The organism is Acidimicrobiales bacterium, assembly GCA_016794585.1.
Taxonomy (GTDB): domain Bacteria; phylum Actinomycetota; class Acidimicrobiia; order Acidimicrobiales; family DATDAH01; genus JAEUJM01.
In genome coordinates this window covers 39,525-59,194 of record JAEUJM010000019.1, presented here as the reverse complement: position 1 = coordinate 59,194, position 19,670 = coordinate 39,525, and the positions used below count along the sequence as shown (strand labels likewise).

Genomic DNA, 19,670 nt, shown 5'->3' with positions numbered 1-19,670 from the left:
CGGCGCCACCCGCCGACCTTCGGCGGCCACCTGGCGGGTTTCCCGTGGGTGCCGGGGACATCGACCGTTCTGCTGTTTGGGGGGCGGGATCGGGAGAGCGCCCATCGAGGGCGCCCTCCCGATAGCTGGCGCTGATTCGATTTTTCGGTGACTGCGGGTCCTTTGGGTAGGTTCGGGGGATGAGCAAAGATCCAGTTCGGGTGGCGGTTACGGGGGGCGCGGGGCAGATCGGGTACTCGATCTTGTTCCGCATCGCGTCGGGGCAGCTGCTGGGGCCGGATCAGCCGGTCATCCTGCACCTGCTGGAGATCACGCCGGCCCTCGACGGGCTGCGCGGCGTCGCCATGGAGCTCGAGGACTGCGCCTTCCCGCTGCTCGCCGGCGTGGTGCAGACCGACGACGCCAACGTCGCCTTCGAGGGCGTGAACTACGCCCTGCTGGTCGGCTCCCGCCCCCGCACCAAGGGCATGGAGCGCGGTGAGCTGCTGGCCGCCAACGGCGCCATCTTCACCGCCCAGGGTAAGGCCCTGTCCGACAACGCCGCCGACGACGTGCGCATCCTCGTGGTGGGCAACCCCGCCAACACGAACTGCCTCATCGCCATGAACAACGCGCCGAACATCCCGAACGAGCGCTTCACGGCCATGACCCGCCTCGACCACAACCGGGCCAAGGCCCAGGTCGCGCTGAAGGCCGGCGTGCCCGTCAGCGACGTCACCAACATGACCATCTGGGGCAACCACTCGGCCACCCAGTACCCGGACCTGTTCCGCGCCAAGATCGGCGGTCGCAACGCCGCCGAGGTCATCGACGACCAGGCCTGGCTCGAGAGCGACTTCATCCCCACCGTGCAGAAGCGCGGCGCCGCCATCATCGAGGCCCGCGGCCTCTCCAGCGCCGCCTCGGCCGCCAACGCCGCCATCGATCACGTCCGCACCTGGGTCGACGGCACCCCCGAGGGCGACTGGGTCAGCATGGGCATCCCCTCCGACGGCTCCTACGGCGTCCCCGAGGGCCTCATCTCGTCGTTCCCCGTCACCACCAAGGACGGCCAGTACGAGATCGTGCAGGGCCTCGAGCTCGACGACTTCAGCCGCGAGCGCATCGACGCCTCGGTGGCCGAGCTCGGCGAGGAGCGCGACGAGGTCACTCAGCTCGGCTTGATCTGACCGCAGGCGCTCCGTTCTGGCTCCCGATTCGATCGCTCTGGCGACCGAATCGGGAGCCAGTTCGCGTTCTGGGACCGGCGCCCGGTCCGGCCGGTGGGCAACTGGGTGCATCGGGCTCGATCGTCGGGGTAGGACCCTGGCGTGTCCGACGCCCCCTCGCCGTCCTCGGCTTCGGAGTCGGCCGGCACCGTCCGCGCCGACGACCGTCGCCGTCGCCGTGAGCTCATCGCCATCGGCGTTCTCGGTTGCGTCCTGGCCCTGTTGGGCGGGATCGCCTTCTCGCTCCTGACCGCGTCCGTCGGTTCGTCCGGTCGAACGGACCCGGCCCCGGCACGAGCGACCGCCGCCTCGTCCCAGGGCCGCCCGCCGTCCGCGACGCCGGAGTCGGGATCGGGCAGCGCCACGACGGTCGATCCGGGAGCGGCCACGACCGCAGTCGCCGGCGACGAGGAAGACCAGTCCGTGGAGACAGGCGATCCCGCGACGGCGGGGACGCCGACCACCTCGCCGGCCGGCGTGGCGCTGGTCAGCGCCGGCGGCAATGCGTCGCCGACCACGGTCGCCCCACCCCCGCCCACCACCCCCACCACGGCATCCTCCCCGCCGACGACCGCGGCCGCAGCGCCCGACGGGGCGGCCGACGAGCCGGCACCCTGAGCGACGACTCGTCGCGCTGATTCCTCGGGGTTTCGGCTGGCGGCGTCGACGCGGCCGACGTGTCAGCGACCGTGCCCGACGGGGGTCCGCTCGGCGCCCTGAAAGTCGGTCGGGCGGTTCGCCGGAGGGCTGTGCTGGCGGCGTCGATGCGGCCGACGACGGCTTCGCCGGTGCCTGACGGGGTCGGCTCGGCGCCCTGACGATGGCGGTCGGAGCGGCTACTTCAGGAACTTGCTGGTGGTGTTGTCGGCCAGGACCTTGCCGCCGGTCTGGCACGTGGCGCAGTAGTTCACCGTGTAGCTGCGGTACTCGACGGCCCGCACCGTGTCGCCGCACACCGGACAGGTCTCGCCCTCACGGTGGTGGACGGCGCCGGGCCGCTCCTTCGACGAGCTCATGTCCTCGCGGCCCCGCTCGTAGGTGAGCGACGCCTCGCACTCGGTGTGGATGGCGGTGGCGAGGCGCTCGACCTCGTCGGGGGTGAGCTTGGCCGCGTTCGCGAAGGGGGAGAGCTTGGCGGTGTGACAGATCTCGTTGGCCAGGCGCCGGCCGAGGCCGGCCAGCGCCTGCTGGTTGCGCAGCACCCCGTGGATGCGCCCCGAGTGCTGGGCCAGGACGGCTCCGAGCGCGGCGGCGTCGAGGGTCTCGGCGTCGGGGCCGAGCCCGAGGATCGGGTCCTGGGTCTCCACGTCGCCGGCGACGGCCCACACGCCGGCCCGCTTCTCGGTGCCGGCCTCGGTGAGCAGCAGCGCCCGTCCGTCGGCGAAGACGAAGCGGGCCAGCCCGCCGCGAGGCTTGGGGCTCTGCTTCTCGTCGGGCTTGAGGCGGCCGCCCTGCATGAGGTGGATGACGAAGGTGAGCGGCGGGAACTCGAGCAGTAGGTACTTCCCCCGCCGGCCCACCCGCTGGAGGGAGGTGCCGTAGGCCTCGTCGGGCTGGGGCGCGTAGGTCTTCAGGGCCGTGAAGGAGATGGGCCGGAACGTGGCCAGCTCGGCGCCGCCGAACTCCTCGGTGAGACGCTCGGCGTGGGCCTGGAGCTCCGGCATCTCGGGCACCGCGCCAACCTACCGCCAGCGCCGCCACGGACGGTGGCCGCCTGCGGTCGAGCGGCTCGACGTGGAGGGAATAGCCCCCGGAATCCGGGGGCTATTCCCTCCAACGAGGGCGTTTCGGCGGCGTCAGGGTGGATCCGGCCACCCACGGTGGGACGTGCGGCCCTCGTCGGCGCCCGCCGAGCGGAATCGACGAGGTGGTGACCGCAACCGGGCTCGTCGGGCTGACCGACGGGCCCGCCGGCCGTGCGCACTCCGTCCGTGCTCATGGCCGTAGCGTGGGCGGCGATGGGGATCGTCGGGGTGGATCACGTGCAGGTGGCGGCGCCGCCGGGGTGCGAGGACGCCGCCCGCCACTTCTACGGCGAGCTGCTGGGGATGCCCGAGCTGCCCAAGCCACCCGTGCTCGCCGCCCGCGGCGGGTGCTGGTTCCGCTGCGGCGCCCAGGAGCTCCACGTCGGCGTCGAGGCCGACTTCGCCCCCGCCCGCAAGGCCCATCCCGGCCTGCTGGCCGACGATCTAGAGGACCTGGCCGCCCGCCTCACCGCCGCCGGCCACGACGTGGTGTGGGACGACGCCAACCCCGGCGTCACCCGCTTCCACGTCCACGACCCCTGGGGCAACCGCCTCGAGCTCCTCGCCGCCCCGTAGCGGCGGCGGCCGTTTATCTGAACGCCGGGGCCGATCGGTCCGTTGAACGTCGTGGTCCCCCTCGTCGAGGGACTCGGAGGTTCAATGACGGATCGACGGCGGCGGTCTCAATCGGTCATCGCGACAAGGAGCTCGTCGAGTGCCTGTGCTGGATTCTTCCATCCGAGGGTCTTGCGGGGCCGGCCGTTGAGGCTGTCAGCGACCTCGGCGAGGCGTTCGACGTCGTGGAGCGACAGGTCGGTGCCTTTGGGGAAGTACTGGCGGAGCAGTCCGTTCGTGTTCTCGTTGCTGCCGCGCTGCCAGGGCGAGTGCGGGTCGCAGAAATAGACGTCGACGCCGGTGTCGACGCTGAACTGGGCGTGTTCGGCCATCTCCTTGCCCCGGTCCCAGGTGATGGAGCGGCGCAGCGCCTCGGGCAGGGTCTGGATGGCCTCGGTCATGGCGTCTCGGACCGACGGGGCGCTCTGCCCCTCCGGAAGGTGCAGGAGCATCACGAACCGGATCGAGCGTTCCACCAGGGTGCCGATCGCGCTCTTGTTGTTCTTGCCGATGATGAGGTCACCCTCCCAGTGGCCGGGCACTGCCCGGTCCTCGACCTCGGCGGGCCGCTCTGAGATGGTGACGATGTCTTTGAGTTGGCCGCGGCGCTCGACCCGGCTGCGGTGCTTGCGGGCGGCGCGGCCGGTGCGCAGACACGCAGTGAGCTCTCGGCGCAGCTCGCCCCGGCCCTGCACATACAGCGACTTGTAGATCGTCTCGTGCGACACCCACATCTCCGGGTCGTCAGGATGGTCCTCGTGCAGCGCCGCCGAGATCTGCTCGGGGGACCACAGCTTCTCCATGCCCTCGACCACCATGGCGCACATCCGGGGGTTCGCCGCCAGCTTGGTCTCCTTGGGCCGCTCCCGCCGAGAACACGCCGCCCGATGCGCCGCCATCGGCGCGTAGAGGTCGCGTCCGCCGTTGTCTTTGACCTCGCGCCACACCGTGGAGCGGTGAAACCCGATCCGCTCGGCGATGACCGCGAAGGACTCGCCTCGTTCGAGCCCGAGGCGGATCTCGACCCGATGATCAAGCGTGAGCCGGCCGTCGGGGACCTCCCACATCTCCGGGCGCACCACCCCACCCAAAGGAACCAGCACATTCGAATACCGACCCTGCGCCGAGGCAGACCGCCGAGGCAATGTCGTCGCGCGACATGCCCCGCGCCGCCAAACGGATCATCTCCCTGCGCTTGTCCTCGGTGACCCTCCGCCACTGCCGCTTCGCTTTGCCCATCACACGACCTCCTCGTCTCGCTTGAGACTGTTCGTCTCGACGAGATGTCGCGAGGACCCCTTGAGCCCGCCGGCGCATACCGCTGCCGATCCGTCAAAGAACCGCCAGAACGGGGGGATGCACCTCAGGTTGGCGGATGAGTGGCGCAGCTCACCCCGAGACGTCGAAGACCCAGGCATCGCCGACGGGCTCGATGTCTCGGCCCTCGAGCCCGCCGACCACGAGCAGGTGGTCGCCAGCGGTGCCGACGGCGGGCTCCCTGCGGTTCGTGAACGGGCCGTCGGTGCCGTCGAGCCATACGCCGGGCGCCACCCGGACGGCCAGCTGGAACGGCCCGTCGTCCGGGTTGTCTCGGGTGGCGCTGGTGGCGACGAGGCCGACGTCCAGGTCGTGGAGGTCGTAGAAGGGGGCCTCCTCCCACTCGCCGCCGAGCGTGAACCACCGAGGCTGCGGACCGCTGTGCATGCCTGCCTCACCTTCGACGGTGATCGCTCCAGAGGCGCCCCCCTCTAGGAAGAAGGCGGGGGCCTCGACACCGTTCCAGTTGGCATTGACCACGTCGGCTGGCGGGAAGGGCAATTCGCCCCAGGAGTTCGTGCTCGGGTCGTATCTGGCGATGATCGGGGAGAGCGGGGTCTCTGATTCATCGAAGTCGTTCGAGCCAGCGCCCACGACGACATTCCCTTCCTGCCAGATGGCGTCGGCATGGACTCGCGGCTCCAGCGGACCGGGTGGCATCTCCTGCCAGGTGTCGGACGCGAGGTCGTACACGGCACCGTCCGAGGTGGCCCCGGGGTCCGGACCCGGCGCGACTGGCCGACCCGGTCCTAGGTCATCTGACGTGGTACCTCCCCAGACGGCGAACCTTCCCTCGTGGCGGGCGATTGCGGGAACGTCCCGTGCACCGAGCGGATACGGCGCGCCGTTGGTCCACGCGTCCTCGCCCACGTGCCACCGGAGTGTCTGTGGCTCACTACCTCCGCCACCCGGGAGAATGCGCAGCAATGCCATCGTGGTCCCGTCCCACAGCGGCCCGCTGAGGATGCCGTCGACCCCGGTCGGGGGCGCCTCGGTCCAGGTCATTTCCTCGAGATCGAACACCGCGGCGGTGGCCGGGCTTCCTTCGCCGTCGGCGACGGCGAGGCGGTTCGCGACGAGCGATGCGGTGGCATGACGTGTGGACGTTCCCAAGGGTGCCTCCGGGATGGCCTCCCACTCGTCGGACTCTGGGTCGTAGATGCCACCGTCGACCTGCACGTCGCTGGCCCCGCCCTGCCCGCCACCGCCCCAGACGAGGATGCGGCCGTCATCGGTCGTCGCGGTGAAGGCCCCTTCGCGGGCGGCGAAGGGAGGATCGGCGGCCTGGTGCCATGAGCCCACCGGCTCGGAGAGCGATCGGCCATCGGGGCCGGTCACGACCCGCTGGCTCTCCGGATCGCCCTGGCGCACGGCGACACTCGCGCCGAGTGCGACCAGGACGAGCGCCACGGCGCCGGCCACCACCGAGCGCTTCCGACGGCGGCGGCCTCTCACCCGTCGCTCGACGACGGCGAGGTCGGGCTCGCCGCCGACGGCCGCGCCTCGTCGGAGCAGGTCCTGTGGTTCAGCCATGGCGCTCGACCTCCTCGAGGTCGTCGGTGTCGTGCGCGGCGTGGGCGGCGTCGAGGTCGGTGAAGGTGGTGCGCAGGGCGGCGAGGGCCTGGGAGGACAGCGACTTCACGGTCCCCTCGGCGCAACCCATCTCGGACGCGGCCTCGGCCACGCTCAAGCCGACGAAGTAGCGCAAGGTGATGGCGGAGCGCTGACGGCGGGGGAGAGCGGCGACGGCCGTCCGCACGGCGAGGGCGTCGGCGACGTCGGCGGGAGCGTCGGTCGCGGCCCCGGCCGTGGCCAGCCGGTTGGCCCGACGCTCGGCGAAGCGCCGCCGCCACCACGAGTTGGCCAGGTTCAGGCCTACCCGCCGCAGCCATGCGCCGGGCGCGTCCATGTGGCGGACGCGCTCCCACTGCTCCTGGGTCCGCACGAGGGCGTCGTGGGCGAGCTCCTCGGCGATGCGGCGGTCGCCGACGTGCAGGGAGAGCAGACCCACGAGGGCCGGGTACTGGTCCCTGCAGAACGCGGCGAACGCCGGGTCCCCTGGTCCTGGTTCGGCGATGACGGCCCTCCCGGCTCTCGTCTGGACCGTCTATCGCACGAGTGTGGGGAAAGGTTCAGGCACCCCACGCGAACTGGCTCCCGATTCGACCGCCAGGGCGGTCGAATCGGGAGCCAGAACAGGAGGCGTGGTCAGCCGTCGGCGGTGGAGAAGTCGCCGGTGAGGTCCACCACGGGCTCGTCGTTGCAGGCGAAGCCCTCCTCGGGGGCGTGGCGGACCCACTCGCCGTCCTGCGCCTCCACGATCATCACGCAGGGCACCACGCTGTTGGTCGACGGGTCGGCGACGGCGTGGAGGCCGCCGGCGTCCCACTCGGTGACCGAGCCGGCGGTCTCGAGGACGCAGCTGCGGGTGAGCGTCCCGGCCTCGGAGCACTCCTTCGCCGACTGGGCGAACAGCAGCCAGCCCGACACGGACTGGGCGCCGAGGAGGGCGACCTTGCCGTCGACGGCCTCGATCATGTCGATGTAGTCCTGCGTCGCCGGGTTGTCCGCTGCTTCCTCGAAGGGGGTGAAGGCCAGGCGCACGATGGTGCCGTTGGCCGCGTCGCCGGCCGCCTCGAGGTACAGCGGGTCGTAGAAGTTGCTCTCCAGGAGGGTGACGGTGGGCGAGTAGTCGATCTCCTGCATGGCCTGCTGCAGCTGGGACATGGCGTCGCCCTGGGCCACGAAGGTGAACCACTCGACCCCCGCGTCCTTCAGGGCCTGGGCGAAGGGCGCCCAGTTGGCCTCGCCCAGGATGTTGGTGGCCTGCTCGAGCACCACGGTGCCGCCCTGCGACTCGATGGCCTCGGCGATCTTGTCCTTCTGCTCGCGGGTGGTGGCGAGGTCGCCGTAGAGGATGCCGACGTGGTCGATGGCGCCGGGGAACTCCTCGTTCAGGAGCTGGATGGCCCCGACCGGGTACTGGTCCGACGGGTTGGGCAGCGGCTGCACCGCCCGGGTCTCCCGCCAGATCTCGTCCCCATGGGTCCCCGCCTTTTCCGCGGTGACCGAGAAGCCGGCAATGTCGATGAGCCCACATTCCCGGCCGGTGGTGGCCCAGAGGTTGTCCTGCACCGCTCCGTCGCCCACGATGGCGAACTCCTGGCCACACGCCTGTTGCATCTGGCCCTGGTACTCGGCGATGGCGGCGTCGTACTGGGTCAGCTCGAGCTGGCGACCGTCGATGCCGCCCTGCTCGTTGCACCACGCCACGAAGCCCTCGCCCGCGTCGAAGATCTCCTGGTTGAGGCCGGGTGCCCCCGAGAAGCCCGGGTCGGCCACGGTGCCCACCTGGATGGTGTCGGCGCTGATGCCCTGGGTCTCGGCGGGGTCACCGCCGCCCGCGGCGGTCGTGTCGGTGGCCCCGGAGTCGGCCGCCGGCCCGCACGGGGACTCCATCGTGCCGAAGGTCACGCCCTCGGCCCCCTCGGTCCCGGAGGTCGCCGACGTGTCGGTGGTGTCCGACCCGCCCGCAGAGTCCTCGCCCCGGCTCGAGCAGGCGCCCGCCAGCAACGCCACGCACGCCCCCACGACCAGCAGTCGTCGCAGCCTCATCGGTTTCCCCCTGGTTCTGCCGAGCCCCCCGGCACCGGCGACGCGCACCATAGCCCCGGCGACCGCCGACCGCTGGTCGAGGCCCGCCCGCTCAGTAGGTGGTGGCGGCGCGCAGGGGAGCGAGGGCGTCGCCCACGGCGGCGAGGGCGGGGGCGGCGAGGATGAGGGCGCCGGCGGTCCCCGACAGGGTGATGCGACCGGTCATGAAGGCCTCCTGGGCGCTGAGGTCGCCCCGGGCGACGGCGGCCGCCGTCTCGTAGTCCTGCGTGAAGGTCACGTCGGGGTCGGGGTGGGGGCCGGCCTCGATGGAGCGGGCGTCACCGGCCACCACCACGTGCCAGACGACCCGACCGTCGGGACCGCCGTCGACGTGCTGTTCGATGACGAGCCGGTCGTCGGCGCCGGCATCGGGGGGCGGGCCCAGTGCATCGTGGGCGGCGGTGAGCCACTCGTCGCTGAGGTACCTGGCCATGCCCGAGCTTGGCACGCACAGGTGGCAGGGTCGTAGCCCTGACGGGGGCGGTCGAGCGGTCGGTGGCCGCATCGGGGCCGGGCGCCCGCCCCGGTGGCCTAACGTCGGTGCCCATGCCTGAGCGCGGACGCGGAGAAGCGGTGTTCGACCACGAGCCGGTGACGGGCGCCTGGCGCCTCCTCAGCGGTCCCGACGACGTGCTCGACCTCATGGACACGGGCGCCGAGGGCATCGTCGCCGTCGTACGTGACGCCGGCGCCACCTTCCTCGCCCCGATCTACCACGAGCTCACCGGCATCATCTGCACGGGCGGCACGGTGCGCAGCCACATCGGCATCGTCAGCCGGGAGTTCCAGGTGCCGTGCGTGATGGGCGCCACCTTCCCCGACGGCGAGCCCGCCGACGGCGACCAGGTCACCATCGACAACGGCGTCATCCGCACGTGAGCCTCCGGTGAGCGACCAGAGCAGCGCCCTCACACCAGAGGAGATGAAGGCGAAGGCCAACGAGCTCATCGCCTACCACGGCCCCATCTCCCGTCAGCTGACCGAGGAACGCACCTCGCTCGAGTCGGCTCTCATCCCGGTGACCGCCTACATCGTGGTGGCCTGCGTCGAGTCCTGGTACCGCTACCCGGAGATGATGCGGCGCATCGAGGAGGCCATGGCCGCCGGCGACATCGGCCGGGCCGGCCGCCGCCCGGGCAGCCAGGTCAACACCGTCTACCTCTGGTCCATCGCCAACTTCTGGCTCCTGGGCCGCAAGGTCATGGCCATGATCGACCCGGTCGCGGCCAACGCACCCGAGCCGGCCCACACGGTGCTCGACTTCTGGGAGCGCGCCGCCCAGGGCTTCCGAGGCGACGACGGCACCCGCCAGGCCTTCGACGCCGGCGGGGTGGTGCGGCCCTACGGCGACGACATGATCGCCACCCTGCTGGCCGGCGCCACCGACGTTGACGACGACCGCCGCGCCACCATCAAGCGCTTCAACGCCACCCTGATCAACTACCTGTTCCTGCTCTACTTCGACACCCGGGTGGGCTCCGGGGACACCGGCCCCTACCCGCTGCCCGACGGCCGCACCCTCATCGTGCGGGACTACTACCGCCTCGCCCAGAGCGACTTCTGGTGGTCCGACGTGGCGGCCGACGTGCCCTACCAGAACCTCACCGCGGCACTCGTGCTCGACGACGTCGACGTGCACATCACCGACTTCGGCACCGCCAACACCACCCCCGAGGACTACCTCGATCGGCTGGTGTCGTTCGGCCTCTACACCACCGACGGCGCCGACGACGGGTCCCTGCGTCCCGTGCCCGACGACGAGATCGACGGCCTGCTCGCCGCCGTGCGCAAGGCGCAGTCCCAGCACTACCGCAACATCGCCGCCATGAGTCGGGACGAGAAGATCCGCTGCGGCGCCTACGTGTACTTCTCGTTCCTCAAGCCCTTCGCCGACGTCGCCGGGGTGGGCGACGAGCTCGACTGGACCGTCCCCCGCGACGTCCCTGAGCCCCTCTACCAGCTGCTCTCCGCCATGGAGGGTGAGAACGCCGGCGTGGGCGACGAGGAGCACTACTACGAACCGCTGCCCTGAGGACACGGACGAGGGGGCGCCCGCGGGGGCGTACGCTCGCCGCCATGGCCGAGCCCACGGACGCCCAGCTCACCGATGACCCCGCCAACGAGGGGCGCCACACCCCCGACGGCGAGCGCTACTGGAACGAGAGCTGGTACCTCGACTTCGTCACCGATGACGGCTCGCTCGGGGGCTACGTCCGCACCGGTCTGTACCCGAACCTCGGGGTCTGCTGGTACTGGGCGTGCGTGGTGGGGGAGGGGCGGCCCCTCGTCACCCTGATCGACCACGAGGTGCCCATCCCCGCCACCGGCGTGGCCGTCCGCAGTGACGGGCTCTGGACGGATTACGTGGTCGAGACCCCGTGGCGCCACATCTCGCTGGGCCTGGAAGGCTTCGGGGTCACCCTCGACGATCCCGCCGACGTCTACGCCGCCACCGACCCCCGCGATCTCCGCGGTGAGCGCACCGCGCTCGGTCTCGAGCTCGACTGGGAGACCCAGGGCGAGGTCTTCCCCTTCCCCTTCGGCATCACCCGCTACGAGGTGCCGTGCCGGGTGCACGGCGAGATCCTGGTGGGCGACGAGCGCATCGAGTTCGAGGGCTCGGGCCAGCGCGACCACTCCTGGGGCGTGCGGGACTGGTGGGCGATGTCGCACAACTGGTCGGAAGGGGCACTGGCCGACGGAACGCGCTTCCACGGCACCCACTCCATGCCCGGGTGGGGCGACTGGTCGATCGGCTACGTCCAGGCCCCCGGCGGCACCCCGGTGGGTGACGTCAACAGCTACCGCACCGAGCCCGACTTCGCCGCGGACGGCATGCCCGAGCGGGCCCACATGACGTTCCCCGGCCTCGACATGGAGATGACCGCGGTCGCCCACTCGCCGGTGCTGCTGGTGTCGCCCGCCGGCGACATCTCCCGCTTCCCCCGCTCGATGGTCCGGTACCGGGAGGCCGACGGCCGCACCGGCGTGGGCTGGGTGGAGTACGGCCTCCCCGAGGCCGAGCCGCCCGCCACCGCCTGATCAGTCGGTCGGGACCTCGGGGCCGAAGATCTCCTCTTCGTTCTCGAGGAGCTCTTCGGGGGTCGGGGTGGGCTCACGCCGGGCCCGGATGACCTCGATGAGCACGGGGATCAGCGACAGGCCGATGATGGCGAAGATGGCGAGCTCGAGGTTCTCCTCGACCCACGGCACCCGGTCGCCGAGCACGTAGCCGAGGGTGGTGATGCCCACCGCCCACATGAGGGCCCCGATCACGTTGTAGGTGACGAACGTGCGGTACCGCATCTTGCCGACGCCGGCCACGATGGGGGCGAAGGTGCGCACCACCGGGACGAAGCGGGCCAGGACGATGGTCTTCGAGCCGTGGCGCTCGAAGAACTCCTGCGAGCGCTCGATGTACTCCTGTTTGAAGATGCGCGAGTCGGGACGGCGGAACAGCGCCGGGCCGACCTTGCGCCCGAACAGGTAGCCGACCTGGTCGCCGGCCACGGCGGCGATGAAGCAGCCCACCAACAAGATGGGCAGGGCCGGCAGCTTGTCCTGCGAGGACAGCAGGCCGGCGGTGAACAGCAGCGAGTCGCCGGGCAGGAAGAAGCCGAAGAACAGCCCCGACTCGGCGAAGATGATGAGGAAGAGTCCGAGGGCCCCGAACGACTGGAGCAGGGACTCGGGGTCCAGGCCGCCCGCGGCGATCACGGCGGAGACGATCACATGGGAAGTCATGTCAGATCGTCTCCTCGTGACCGCCGCGGGAGCCCGTCATGATCAGGCGCTGACTTCCTCGGGGTGATGCCCCTCGGGCTCGATGGGGGCGTCCATGCCCTCGGCGTCACGCTTCGAGAACGAGATCGCACCGAGCAGCACCACCAGGGAGACGCCGGCGATGGCGAAGCGGGCGGCGTTGTCGTCGAGGGCGATGATGGCCGGCAGCAGGAGCAGCGAGACCAGGTTGATGACCTTGATCAACGGGTTGAGGGCCGGGCCGGCGGTGTCCTTGAAGGGGTCGCCGACGGTGTCGCCGATGACCGCGGCCTTGTGGGCCTCGGAGCCCTTGCCGCCCTCGAAGCCGTCCTCGATGTACTTCTTGGCGTTGTCCCACGCCCCACCGGCGTTGTTCTGGTAGTTGGCCATGAGCTGGCCGGTGAGGATGGTCGCGGCCAGGAAGGCGCCGAGGGCGTAGACGTTGATGCCGAAGCCGATGATGGCCGGGGTCAGCACCGCGAGCAGGGCCGGGGTGGCCAGCTCCCGCAGCGAGGCGGTGGTGCAGATGTCGATGACCGGGCCGTAGTCGGGGCGCTTCGTCCCCGCCATGATCTTGCCGTCGGCGAACTGGCGGCGGACCTCCTGCACCACGGTGCCGGCGGTGCGGCCGACGGCGCGGATGGCGAGGGAGCTGAACATGAAGGCGATCGAGCCACCGATGAGCAGGCCGATGAACACCTTGGGGTCGGCCACGTTGATGGGCAGGGCCTCGAAGAGCTCGTTGCCGGTTGCCTCGAGGCCGACCTCGTCGGCGATCACCTCGATGAACGAGGCGAACAGGGCGACGGCGGCGATGACCGCCGAGCCGATGGCGAAGCCCTTGGTGACGGCCTTGGTGGTGTTGCCCACCGCGTCGAGGCTGACCATGATGCGCTCGGCGTCACCCTCGAACTCGCCGGACATCTCGGCGATGCCCGCGGCGTTGTCGGCCACGGGGCCGAAGGTGTCCTCGGACACGACCACGCCGGTGGTGCTGAGCATGCCCATGCCGGCCAGGGCGACCAGGTAGAAGACGAACTGGATGTTGCCGCCGCCGAGGGCGATGGCGGCACCGAGGGCGCCGGCGATGGCCACGATGGCCCACACCGAGGACTCGAGGCCAGAGCTGATGCCCGAGAGGACGGTCGTGGCCGGGCCGGTACGGGCGGCCACGGCGATGTCCTGGACCGGCTTGTGCTCGGTCGAGGTGTAGTACTCGGTCAGGCGGCTGACCACCTGGGCCAGCACGAGGCCGGCGACCACGGCGCCGAGCATGCGCCAACCGGCGTTGCTGACGTAGGTGTCCAGCGAGGGGTCGCCGACGTCGTTGCCGACGTAGAGCAGGGCGACGGCGCCGGTGCCGAGGACGGTGAGGATGCTGGCGAGGGCGAAGCCGCGGTTGATCGGGGCCATGGCCGACTTGTCCTTGTCGGTCGCCCGCACCGCGAACACGCCGATGATCGAGGCCAGCACGCCGATGGCACGAGCAGCCACCGGGAAGATGAGACCGAGGGCGGGGTTGGCGCCGATCGAGTCGAACGCGGCCACACCCAGGATGATCGAGGCCACCAGGGTGACCTCGTAGCTCTCGAACAGGTCCGAGGCCATGCCGGCGCAGTCGCCGACGTTGTCGCCCACGTTGTCCGCGATGGTGGCGGGGTTGCGGGGGTCGTCCTCGGGGATGCCGGCTTCGACCTTGCCCACGAGGTCGGCGCCGACGTCGGCCGCCTTGGTGAAGATGCCGCCACCCACGCGCAGGAACAGGGCGAGCAGCGAGCCGCCGAAGCCGAAGCCGATGAGGATGGCCGAGGCGGTGTTCTGGAAGATCATGATGATGACGGTGGCGCCGAGGAGGCCCAGGCCGACGGTGAACATGCCGGCCACGCCGCCGGTGCGGAAGGCGACCTGGAGGGCGGCGGGCATCGACCCGGAACGGGCGGCCGCGGCGGTGCGCACGTTGCCTCGCACGGCCAGGCTCATGCCGATGAAGCCGGTGAGGCCCGACAGGATGCAGCCGGCGATGAAGGCCAGCGTGCGGAACAGGCCCGACTGGAAGAAGCTCAGGGCCACGACGCCGTCCGGCTTCAGCACCTCGGTGGAGGTGACGAACACGATGATCGCCACCGGGACGACGATGATCGCGATCGTGCGGAACTGGCGCTTGAGGTAGGCCATGGCCCCCTCTTGGATCGCCGCGGCGATCTCGCGCATCTTGTCGGTACCGGTGTCGGCGTCGAGCACCGATCGCACCAGGAAGGCGCCGACGGCGAGGGCCAGGATGGCGGTGGCCGCACTGAACCACAGCCAGAACCACTCGGCGCCGCCGAGCGTGAATTCCTGGTACCCGCCTTCAGCGGCGAGGACGTTGAGAAGGGGCAACGTGTTTCCTTTGGTCGCAGGCAGCCCTGTGCCGCCTGTGGGACATGGGGTGTGGGCGCGGCGATCTGTTCAGACCGCCGTCATGCCGCCTCAAGATTTGCCCAGCGACCCCTGTCGAGGCCAATTGGCGACCGCTGGCGGTGGGTCGTCGGCCCGCCCGGCGGCGCGCCTAGGAGAGTTGTCTAGGAGAGTCGCCGCTCGGGCGGACACCGCTACTCAGGCCTGCATCGCCCGTAGCTCGACTCGCATCTCGGAGCGGATGCTCGCTCGTTGCTGTGGATCCGTCAGGCGTTCTTGTCGAGATTCAGCTCGTATCCAGTCCTCGAAGCCTTGTACTGGATCACCGATCGACGGAACGTCCGCGAGTTCCTCGGTCCACTCCTCAAGTAAGTCGGCTTCCTCGAAGGTGTGCCCAAAGGCCTCCCAGAATCGGGCGGTCGGCACCTCAAGGCGGGTCATGTGGAATACGTTGCGCTGCTGGAGGATGTTGACGCCCACCGGCGACAGACATGCGACCCGCTTCTCGACGTTGAGTGTCGACTGTTCCGCCAAACCGATCTCCGCCAGGCGAGCCGCTTCGAAGGGCAGGGTGGGGCCACGGAGCTCAGGAAGTGGCATACGATCGAAGAATCCATTGCTCCACTTCTCAGCCGCGATGGCGTCGTGGGGGCGGACTGCGGCTACCAGGATCCCATCGGCGAGCTTTGCCCCTCGTCGCATAGCGCACGGGTGCGCCAGCACCAGCGCCGATCCGTCGACCTGGACACCTGGGATTGCGACCCCGTCGATTACGTCGCCCGTGAAGAGTGGGCGGCGCGACGACACCTCGTCACCTCGGGCGAGGTAGAGCCGTGAGGGTGCGTCCCAGGTTTCGAGGCTCACTCACGTGTCTCCACCTGCAGGCGGATCACTGGTTCGCCGTCGTCACCCATCGCGACCTCAAGATGATCGTCGGGCAGGACCCGCCACTGAGGGAAAGACGCGTCGAGCAGGTCTTCAGAAGTGATGTGGCCAGCGGCGTACTCAAGCAAGCCGGTGGCATCACCTTCGCTGTAGATGTCGATTGCGGTGATCTCGGACCCTGCCAGGGGAATCTCCATCCACGACGCCACGTCGCTCACGAGATGGTCGCACCGCAGGACGTCAACGAAGGCGAGCAGTCGAGCTACGGAACGACGATGGGCCCCAGTCGTGGACTCGCCGTGACGCCACTTACGGACGGCCGGGACGGTGACGTCCACAAGACGGGCGATGTCCCTCCAGGCAAAACCCAGGCCAGCGAGTTCGCTGAGGAGGTCCTGCACAGACCGTTTAGCAGCCTCGTCAGTCCGAGCATCGAGTTGGATGGCCATCGCCTCGTCGTGCACCTCGGCGACGTCTTCAAGGAGATACCTGGTTACCCCGCGAAGATGGCCTGCTCGATCTGCGAGTTCGTCCTGCGTAGTCTTCGTTGGGGTGTCAGACGGTCGGTCGAGAAGCGCATCGGTCCTCGTTGAGTCCTGGGTCCAGTCGCGATGCATCGTGCTCACGCCAGCGGATCCTTTCGAAAGACGTCGTCGATTAGTCGGTCTGTCAGCAGCTGGTCAAACAGTGACCGTGCAGGACCCCTGAGCTGGTCACAAGCCACGAGCAGATCGGGCGTTCGGAAGGCAGGGATCAGGTCCGGCTGCCAGAAACTATCGAAATCCAGCACGAAGACGGGGCCGGTGGGGGGTGGTAAGGGCCGTCGGAGAGGGCCAGAGGGGTCGACCACTGGCCCGTCGGACGTACCGTGCCGGAGCACCAGTCGCTGCTCCGCGCCCGTTTGGTACTGGGCAGCGCCGGTCCACTCGACTGCGACTAGACCATCGGCTCGGGATGACAAAAGACTCGGGTCAATCCATTCGACCCACTCACTTGGCTCAGTAAGGCCGGGAACTCGTATCTCGTCGATGTAGCGGAGTCCCAACCGGATGACGCCATCTGGCCTCAATACGTCCTCGACGGCCTCGAACGCTCGGCGCAAGATCTCTCGGAACGCAGGGTAGCCCCGGTAGCTCGTAGCCTCGATCGTCAACCGCTCCGGACGGACTGTCACAGCGACGGTCCGATCGCGCATGGTGATCCGAGTCACTTCCTCGGTCTTGACGACTGGGTTTCCCGGCACGCCACTTGCGAGGGCAATTTCCACCGTTTGCTCTTTTGCACCCTCGATCACCCAGTCGCTACCGAGATGATCCCTAAGCGCTCGCTGCCCGGGAGGTCGGAGAGCTGTGGTCGCTGCGGGAAACCGGGCCTCGACGGCTACCAAGGCCAAAGGGGCGTTCGGCCATACCTCGGAATCTGCCATACCAATAGAGATACCAGAAGTGTAACTGCATCGCACAGCCGCGCGGACACGTGGGCGCTCCGCCGCTACACGCGGTCGTAGAGGATGGCCCGCTTGACCTCTTCGATGGCCTGGGTGACCTTGATCTCACGGGGGCAGGCCTCGGAGCAGTTGAAGGCGGTGCGGCAGCGCCACACGCCCGACTTCTCGTTGAGGATGTCGAGGCGGTCGGCCGCACCCTCGTCGCGCGAGTCGAAGATGAAGCGGTGGGCGTTGACGATGGCCGCCGGGCCCACGTACGACGAGTTGCCCCAGTACACCGGGCACGACGTGGTGCACGCCGCGCAGAGGATGCACTTGGTGGTGTCGTCGAAGCGCTCGCGGTCCTCCGAGGACTGGTAGCGCTCGGTGTAGCCGGGGTCGCTCTCGTTGATGAGGAAGGGCATCACCGAGCGGTACTGGGCGAAGAAGGGCTCCATGTCGACCACGAGGTCCTTGATGACCGGGAGGCCGCGGATGGGCTCGACCGTGACGATCTTGCCGGCGTCCTTGATGAGCATCGTGCAGGCCAGGGCGTTGGCGCCGTTGATGACCATGGCGTCCGATCCGCACACGCCGTGGGCGCAGGAGCGCCGTAGCGAGAGGGTGCCGTCGTGGTGGTACTTGACCTCGTGGAGGGCGTCGAGCACGCGGTCGGTGCCCTCCATCTCGACCTGGTAGCTCTCCCAGTGGGGCTTGGTGTCGCGCTCGGGGTCGAAGCGCTTGATGCGCAGCTCGATCTTGAAGAGCTCGACCGCGGGGGCGGGCGCCGCCGCCCCGCCCGACTCCGACGGGGCCTCGGCAGTGGTGGTGTCAGCCATCAGTACTTGCGCTCCATGGGCTCGTAGCGGCCACCGATCACGGGCTTGTAGTCCAAGGTGATGGTGCCGTCGTCGTTCAGGGTGGCGAGCGTGTGCTTCATCCACTCGCCGTCGTCGCGGTTCGGGTAGTCGTCACGGGCGTGGGCGCCGCGGCTCTCGGTGCGGGCCCGGGCGCTCTTGACGGTGACGTCGGCGAGGTCGAGCAGGTAGCTCACCTCGAGCGCCTCGGTGAGGTCGTAGTTGAAGGTGTCGCCCTTGTCGGTGATGGCGACGTCCTCGTAGGCCTCCTTCAGCTCGGCGACGGTGGCCTCGGCCGTGGCCAGGGATTCCTCGGTGCGGAACACCGTGGCGTACTTGGTCATGTCGTCCTGGAGGCGGGTGCGCAGGTCGGCGTAGTTCTCCGAGCCCTTGCCCGCCTTGAGCTTCTCGATGCGGGCGGCGACGTCCTGTTCGGCACCCGGCACCGCCTCGGGGTGGCCGACGCTGTTGACGTAGCGGGCCATGTCCTTGCCGCCGCGGCGGCCGAACACGACGATGTCGAGCAGCGAGTTGGTGCCGAGGCGGTTGGCGCCGTGGACCGACACGCAGGCGCACTCGCCGGCGGCGTAGAGGCCGGGGAGCACGGTGTTGTCGGTGTCGATGACGACCTGGCCGTCGACGTTGGTGGGGATGCCGCCCATGGCGTAGTGGGCGGTGGGCTGGATCGGGATGGGGTCGGTCTTCGGCTCGATGCCCTGGTAGGTGCGCACGAAGTCCGAGATGTCGGGCAGCTTGGCGTCGATCTGCTCGGGCGGCAGGTGGGTGAGGTCCAGGTGGACGTAGTCCCCGTTGATGCCGCAGCCCCGACCCTCGAGGATCTCGGTCATGATCGACCGCGAGACCATGTCGCGGGGGGCGAGGTCCTTCACGGTGGGGGCGTAGCGCTCCATGAAGCGCTCGCCGTCCTTGTTGCGCAGGATGCCGCCCTCGCCGCGGGCGGCCTCGGAGAGCAGGATGCCCAGCTTGTAGATACCGGTCGGGTGGAACTGGAAGAACTCCATGTCCTGCATGGGGATGCCCCGACGCAGGAGGAGGCCCGGGCCGTCACCGGTGAGGCTCACGGCGTTGGACGACACCTTGAACATGCGGCCGAAGCCGCCGGAGGCGAAGAGCACGCCCTTGGTGCGGAACACGTGCAGGTCGCCCGTGGCCATCTCGTAGGCCACCACTGACGACACCCGCTTGCCGGCGTCGCTGTCGGGGTCGTCCACGAACGCGATGTCGAGGACCTGGAATTCGTTGAAGAAGTTCACGCCCCGCTTCACGCACTGCTGGAACAGGGTCTGGAGGATCATGTGGCCCGTGCGGTCGGCCGAGTAGCACGCCCGGCGCACCGGGGCCTCGCCGTGGTTGCGGGTGTGGCCGCCGAAGCGCCGCTGGTCGATCTTGCCCTCGGGGGTCCGGTTGAACGGCAGGCCGAAGTGCTCGAGCTCGATCACCGCGTCGATGGCCTCGCGGCACATCACGTCGATGGCGGGCTGGTCGCCGAGGTAGTCGGCGCCCTTCACCGTGTCGAACGCGTGCCACTCCCAGGAGTCGTCCTCCACGTTGGCGAGCGCCGCACACATGCCGCCCTGGGCGGCGCCGGTGTGCGAGCGGGTCGGGTAGAGCTTGGTGAGGACCGCCACGTGGCACTGCCCCGCGACCTCGATGGCGGCACGCAGGCCGGCGCCACCGGCGCCGACGATCACCGCGTCGTAGCTGTGGTGATGGACTTTCACGACCTCACTTTTCCACGCGCTGGGCATCGGCACCGCATCGACCGCGCCCGGACGCCCCCTCG

19 protein-coding genes are annotated in these 19,670 nt (G+C 69.7%); 6 read left to right on the top strand and 13 right to left on the bottom strand.

Annotated elements, in window-relative coordinates; genetic code table 11:
* Positions 1–179 precede the first annotated feature (179 nt).
* The gene (locus JNK12_11285; GenBank protein MBL8776512.1) at positions 180–1,169 is read left to right on the top strand and encodes a malate dehydrogenase; all 990 of its coding nucleotides are present in this window, start codon (positions 180–182) and stop codon (positions 1,167–1,169) included.
* Positions 1,170–1,310: 141 nt separating this feature from the next.
* Entirely contained in the window at positions 1,311–1,826 is a 516-nt protein-coding gene (locus JNK12_11280) for a hypothetical protein (protein MBL8776511.1), read from the top strand.
* Positions 1,827–2,044: 218 nt separating this feature from the next.
* On the opposite strand, the gene JNK12_11275 is transcribed toward JNK12_11280, so the two are convergent.
* Positions 2,045–2,881: a hypothetical protein gene (locus JNK12_11275; protein MBL8776510.1), complete on the bottom strand. Its 837-nt coding sequence runs from the start codon at positions 2,879–2,881 to the stop codon at positions 2,045–2,047.
* A gap of 285 nt (positions 2,882–3,166) precedes the next feature.
* On the opposite strand from JNK12_11275, the gene JNK12_11270 reads away from it, so the two are divergent.
* Positions 3,167–3,529: a glyoxalase gene (locus JNK12_11270; GenBank protein MBL8776509.1), complete on the top strand. Its 363-nt coding sequence runs from the start codon at positions 3,167–3,169 to the stop codon at positions 3,527–3,529.
* A 107-nt stretch (positions 3,530–3,636) separates the two neighbouring features.
* Here the strand turns inward: JNK12_11270 and JNK12_11265 are convergent, their stop codons facing one another.
* From JNK12_11265 to JNK12_11245, 5 genes are all read right to left on the bottom strand, one after another.
* The gene (locus JNK12_11265) at positions 3,637–4,647 is read right to left on the bottom strand and encodes an IS30 family transposase (GenBank protein ID MBL8776508.1); all 1,011 of its coding nucleotides are present in this window, start codon (positions 4,645–4,647) and stop codon (positions 3,637–3,639) included.
* A 310-nt stretch (positions 4,648–4,957) separates the two neighbouring features.
* Complete coding sequence (locus JNK12_11260; GenBank protein MBL8776507.1) at positions 4,958–6,418, bottom strand: hypothetical protein; 1,461 nt, start codon at positions 6,416–6,418, stop codon at positions 4,958–4,960.
* Positions 6,411–6,896 (bottom strand): sigma-70 family RNA polymerase sigma factor, encoded by a 486-nt coding sequence (locus tag JNK12_11255; GenBank protein MBL8776506.1) that lies wholly within the window; start codon positions 6,894–6,896, stop codon positions 6,411–6,413. Before JNK12_11255 ends, JNK12_11260 begins: the two co-directional genes overlap by 8 nt.
* Positions 6,897–7,093: 197 nt before the next feature.
* Complete coding sequence (locus tag JNK12_11250; protein MBL8776505.1) at positions 7,094–8,500, bottom strand: ABC transporter substrate-binding protein; 1,407 nt, start codon at positions 8,498–8,500, stop codon at positions 7,094–7,096.
* A gap of 91 nt (positions 8,501–8,591) precedes the next feature.
* On the bottom strand, positions 8,592–8,972 hold the full coding sequence (locus JNK12_11245) for an SCP2 sterol-binding domain-containing protein (GenBank protein ID MBL8776504.1): 381 nt from the start codon (positions 8,970–8,972) through the stop codon (positions 8,592–8,594).
* A 113-nt stretch (positions 8,973–9,085) separates the two neighbouring features.
* Here JNK12_11245 and JNK12_11240 point away from each other — a divergent pair, with 113 nt between their 5' ends.
* The 3 genes from JNK12_11240 to JNK12_11230 are packed head-to-tail and all read left to right on the top strand — an operon-like array spanning position 9,086 to position 11,581.
* Positions 9,086–9,418 carry a hypothetical protein gene (locus JNK12_11240; protein MBL8776503.1) on the top strand — a complete coding sequence of 111 codons (333 nt, stop codon included), beginning with the start codon at positions 9,086–9,088 and terminating at the stop codon, positions 9,416–9,418.
* A gap of 7 nt (positions 9,419–9,425) precedes the next feature.
* Entirely contained in the window at positions 9,426–10,571 is a 1,146-nt protein-coding gene (locus JNK12_11235; GenBank protein MBL8776502.1) for a hypothetical protein, read from the top strand.
* Between the two features lie 44 nt (positions 10,572–10,615).
* A complete protein-coding gene (locus tag JNK12_11230; GenBank protein ID MBL8776501.1) occupies positions 10,616–11,581 on the top strand; it encodes a hypothetical protein in 966 nt (321 codons plus the stop codon).
* On the opposite strand, the gene JNK12_11225 is transcribed toward JNK12_11230, so the two are convergent.
* The 7 genes from JNK12_11225 to JNK12_11195 form a co-directional block, all read right to left on the bottom strand.
* Positions 11,582–12,283 (bottom strand): VTT domain-containing protein, encoded by a 702-nt coding sequence (locus JNK12_11225; GenBank protein MBL8776500.1) that lies wholly within the window; start codon positions 12,281–12,283, stop codon positions 11,582–11,584.
* A 42-nt stretch (positions 12,284–12,325) separates the two neighbouring features.
* Positions 12,326–14,704: a sodium-translocating pyrophosphatase gene (locus tag JNK12_11220; GenBank protein MBL8776499.1), complete on the bottom strand. Its 2,379-nt coding sequence runs from the start codon at positions 14,702–14,704 to the stop codon at positions 12,326–12,328.
* Positions 14,705–14,896: 192 nt separating this feature from the next.
* Positions 14,897–15,562: a hypothetical protein gene (locus tag JNK12_11215; protein MBL8776498.1), complete on the bottom strand. Its 666-nt coding sequence runs from the start codon at positions 15,560–15,562 to the stop codon at positions 14,897–14,899.
* Positions 15,559–16,209 (bottom strand): hypothetical protein, encoded by a 651-nt coding sequence (locus tag JNK12_11210; GenBank protein ID MBL8776497.1) that lies wholly within the window; start codon positions 16,207–16,209, stop codon positions 15,559–15,561. The genes JNK12_11215 and JNK12_11210 overlap by 4 nt, the downstream gene beginning before the upstream one ends.
* A complete protein-coding gene (locus tag JNK12_11205; protein ID MBL8776496.1) occupies positions 16,206–16,970 on the bottom strand; it encodes a TIGR04255 family protein in 765 nt (254 codons plus the stop codon). Before JNK12_11205 ends, JNK12_11210 begins: the two co-directional genes overlap by 4 nt.
* A gap of 104 nt (positions 16,971–17,074) precedes the next feature.
* Positions 17,075–17,848 carry a succinate dehydrogenase iron-sulfur subunit gene (locus JNK12_11200; GenBank protein ID MBL8776495.1) on the bottom strand — a complete coding sequence of 258 codons (774 nt, stop codon included), beginning with the start codon at positions 17,846–17,848 and terminating at the stop codon, positions 17,075–17,077.
* A complete protein-coding gene (locus JNK12_11195; protein ID MBL8776494.1) occupies positions 17,848–19,635 on the bottom strand; it encodes a succinate dehydrogenase flavoprotein subunit in 1,788 nt (595 codons plus the stop codon). Before JNK12_11195 ends, JNK12_11200 begins: the two co-directional genes overlap by 1 nt.
* Positions 19,636–19,670: the final 35 nt, after the last annotated feature.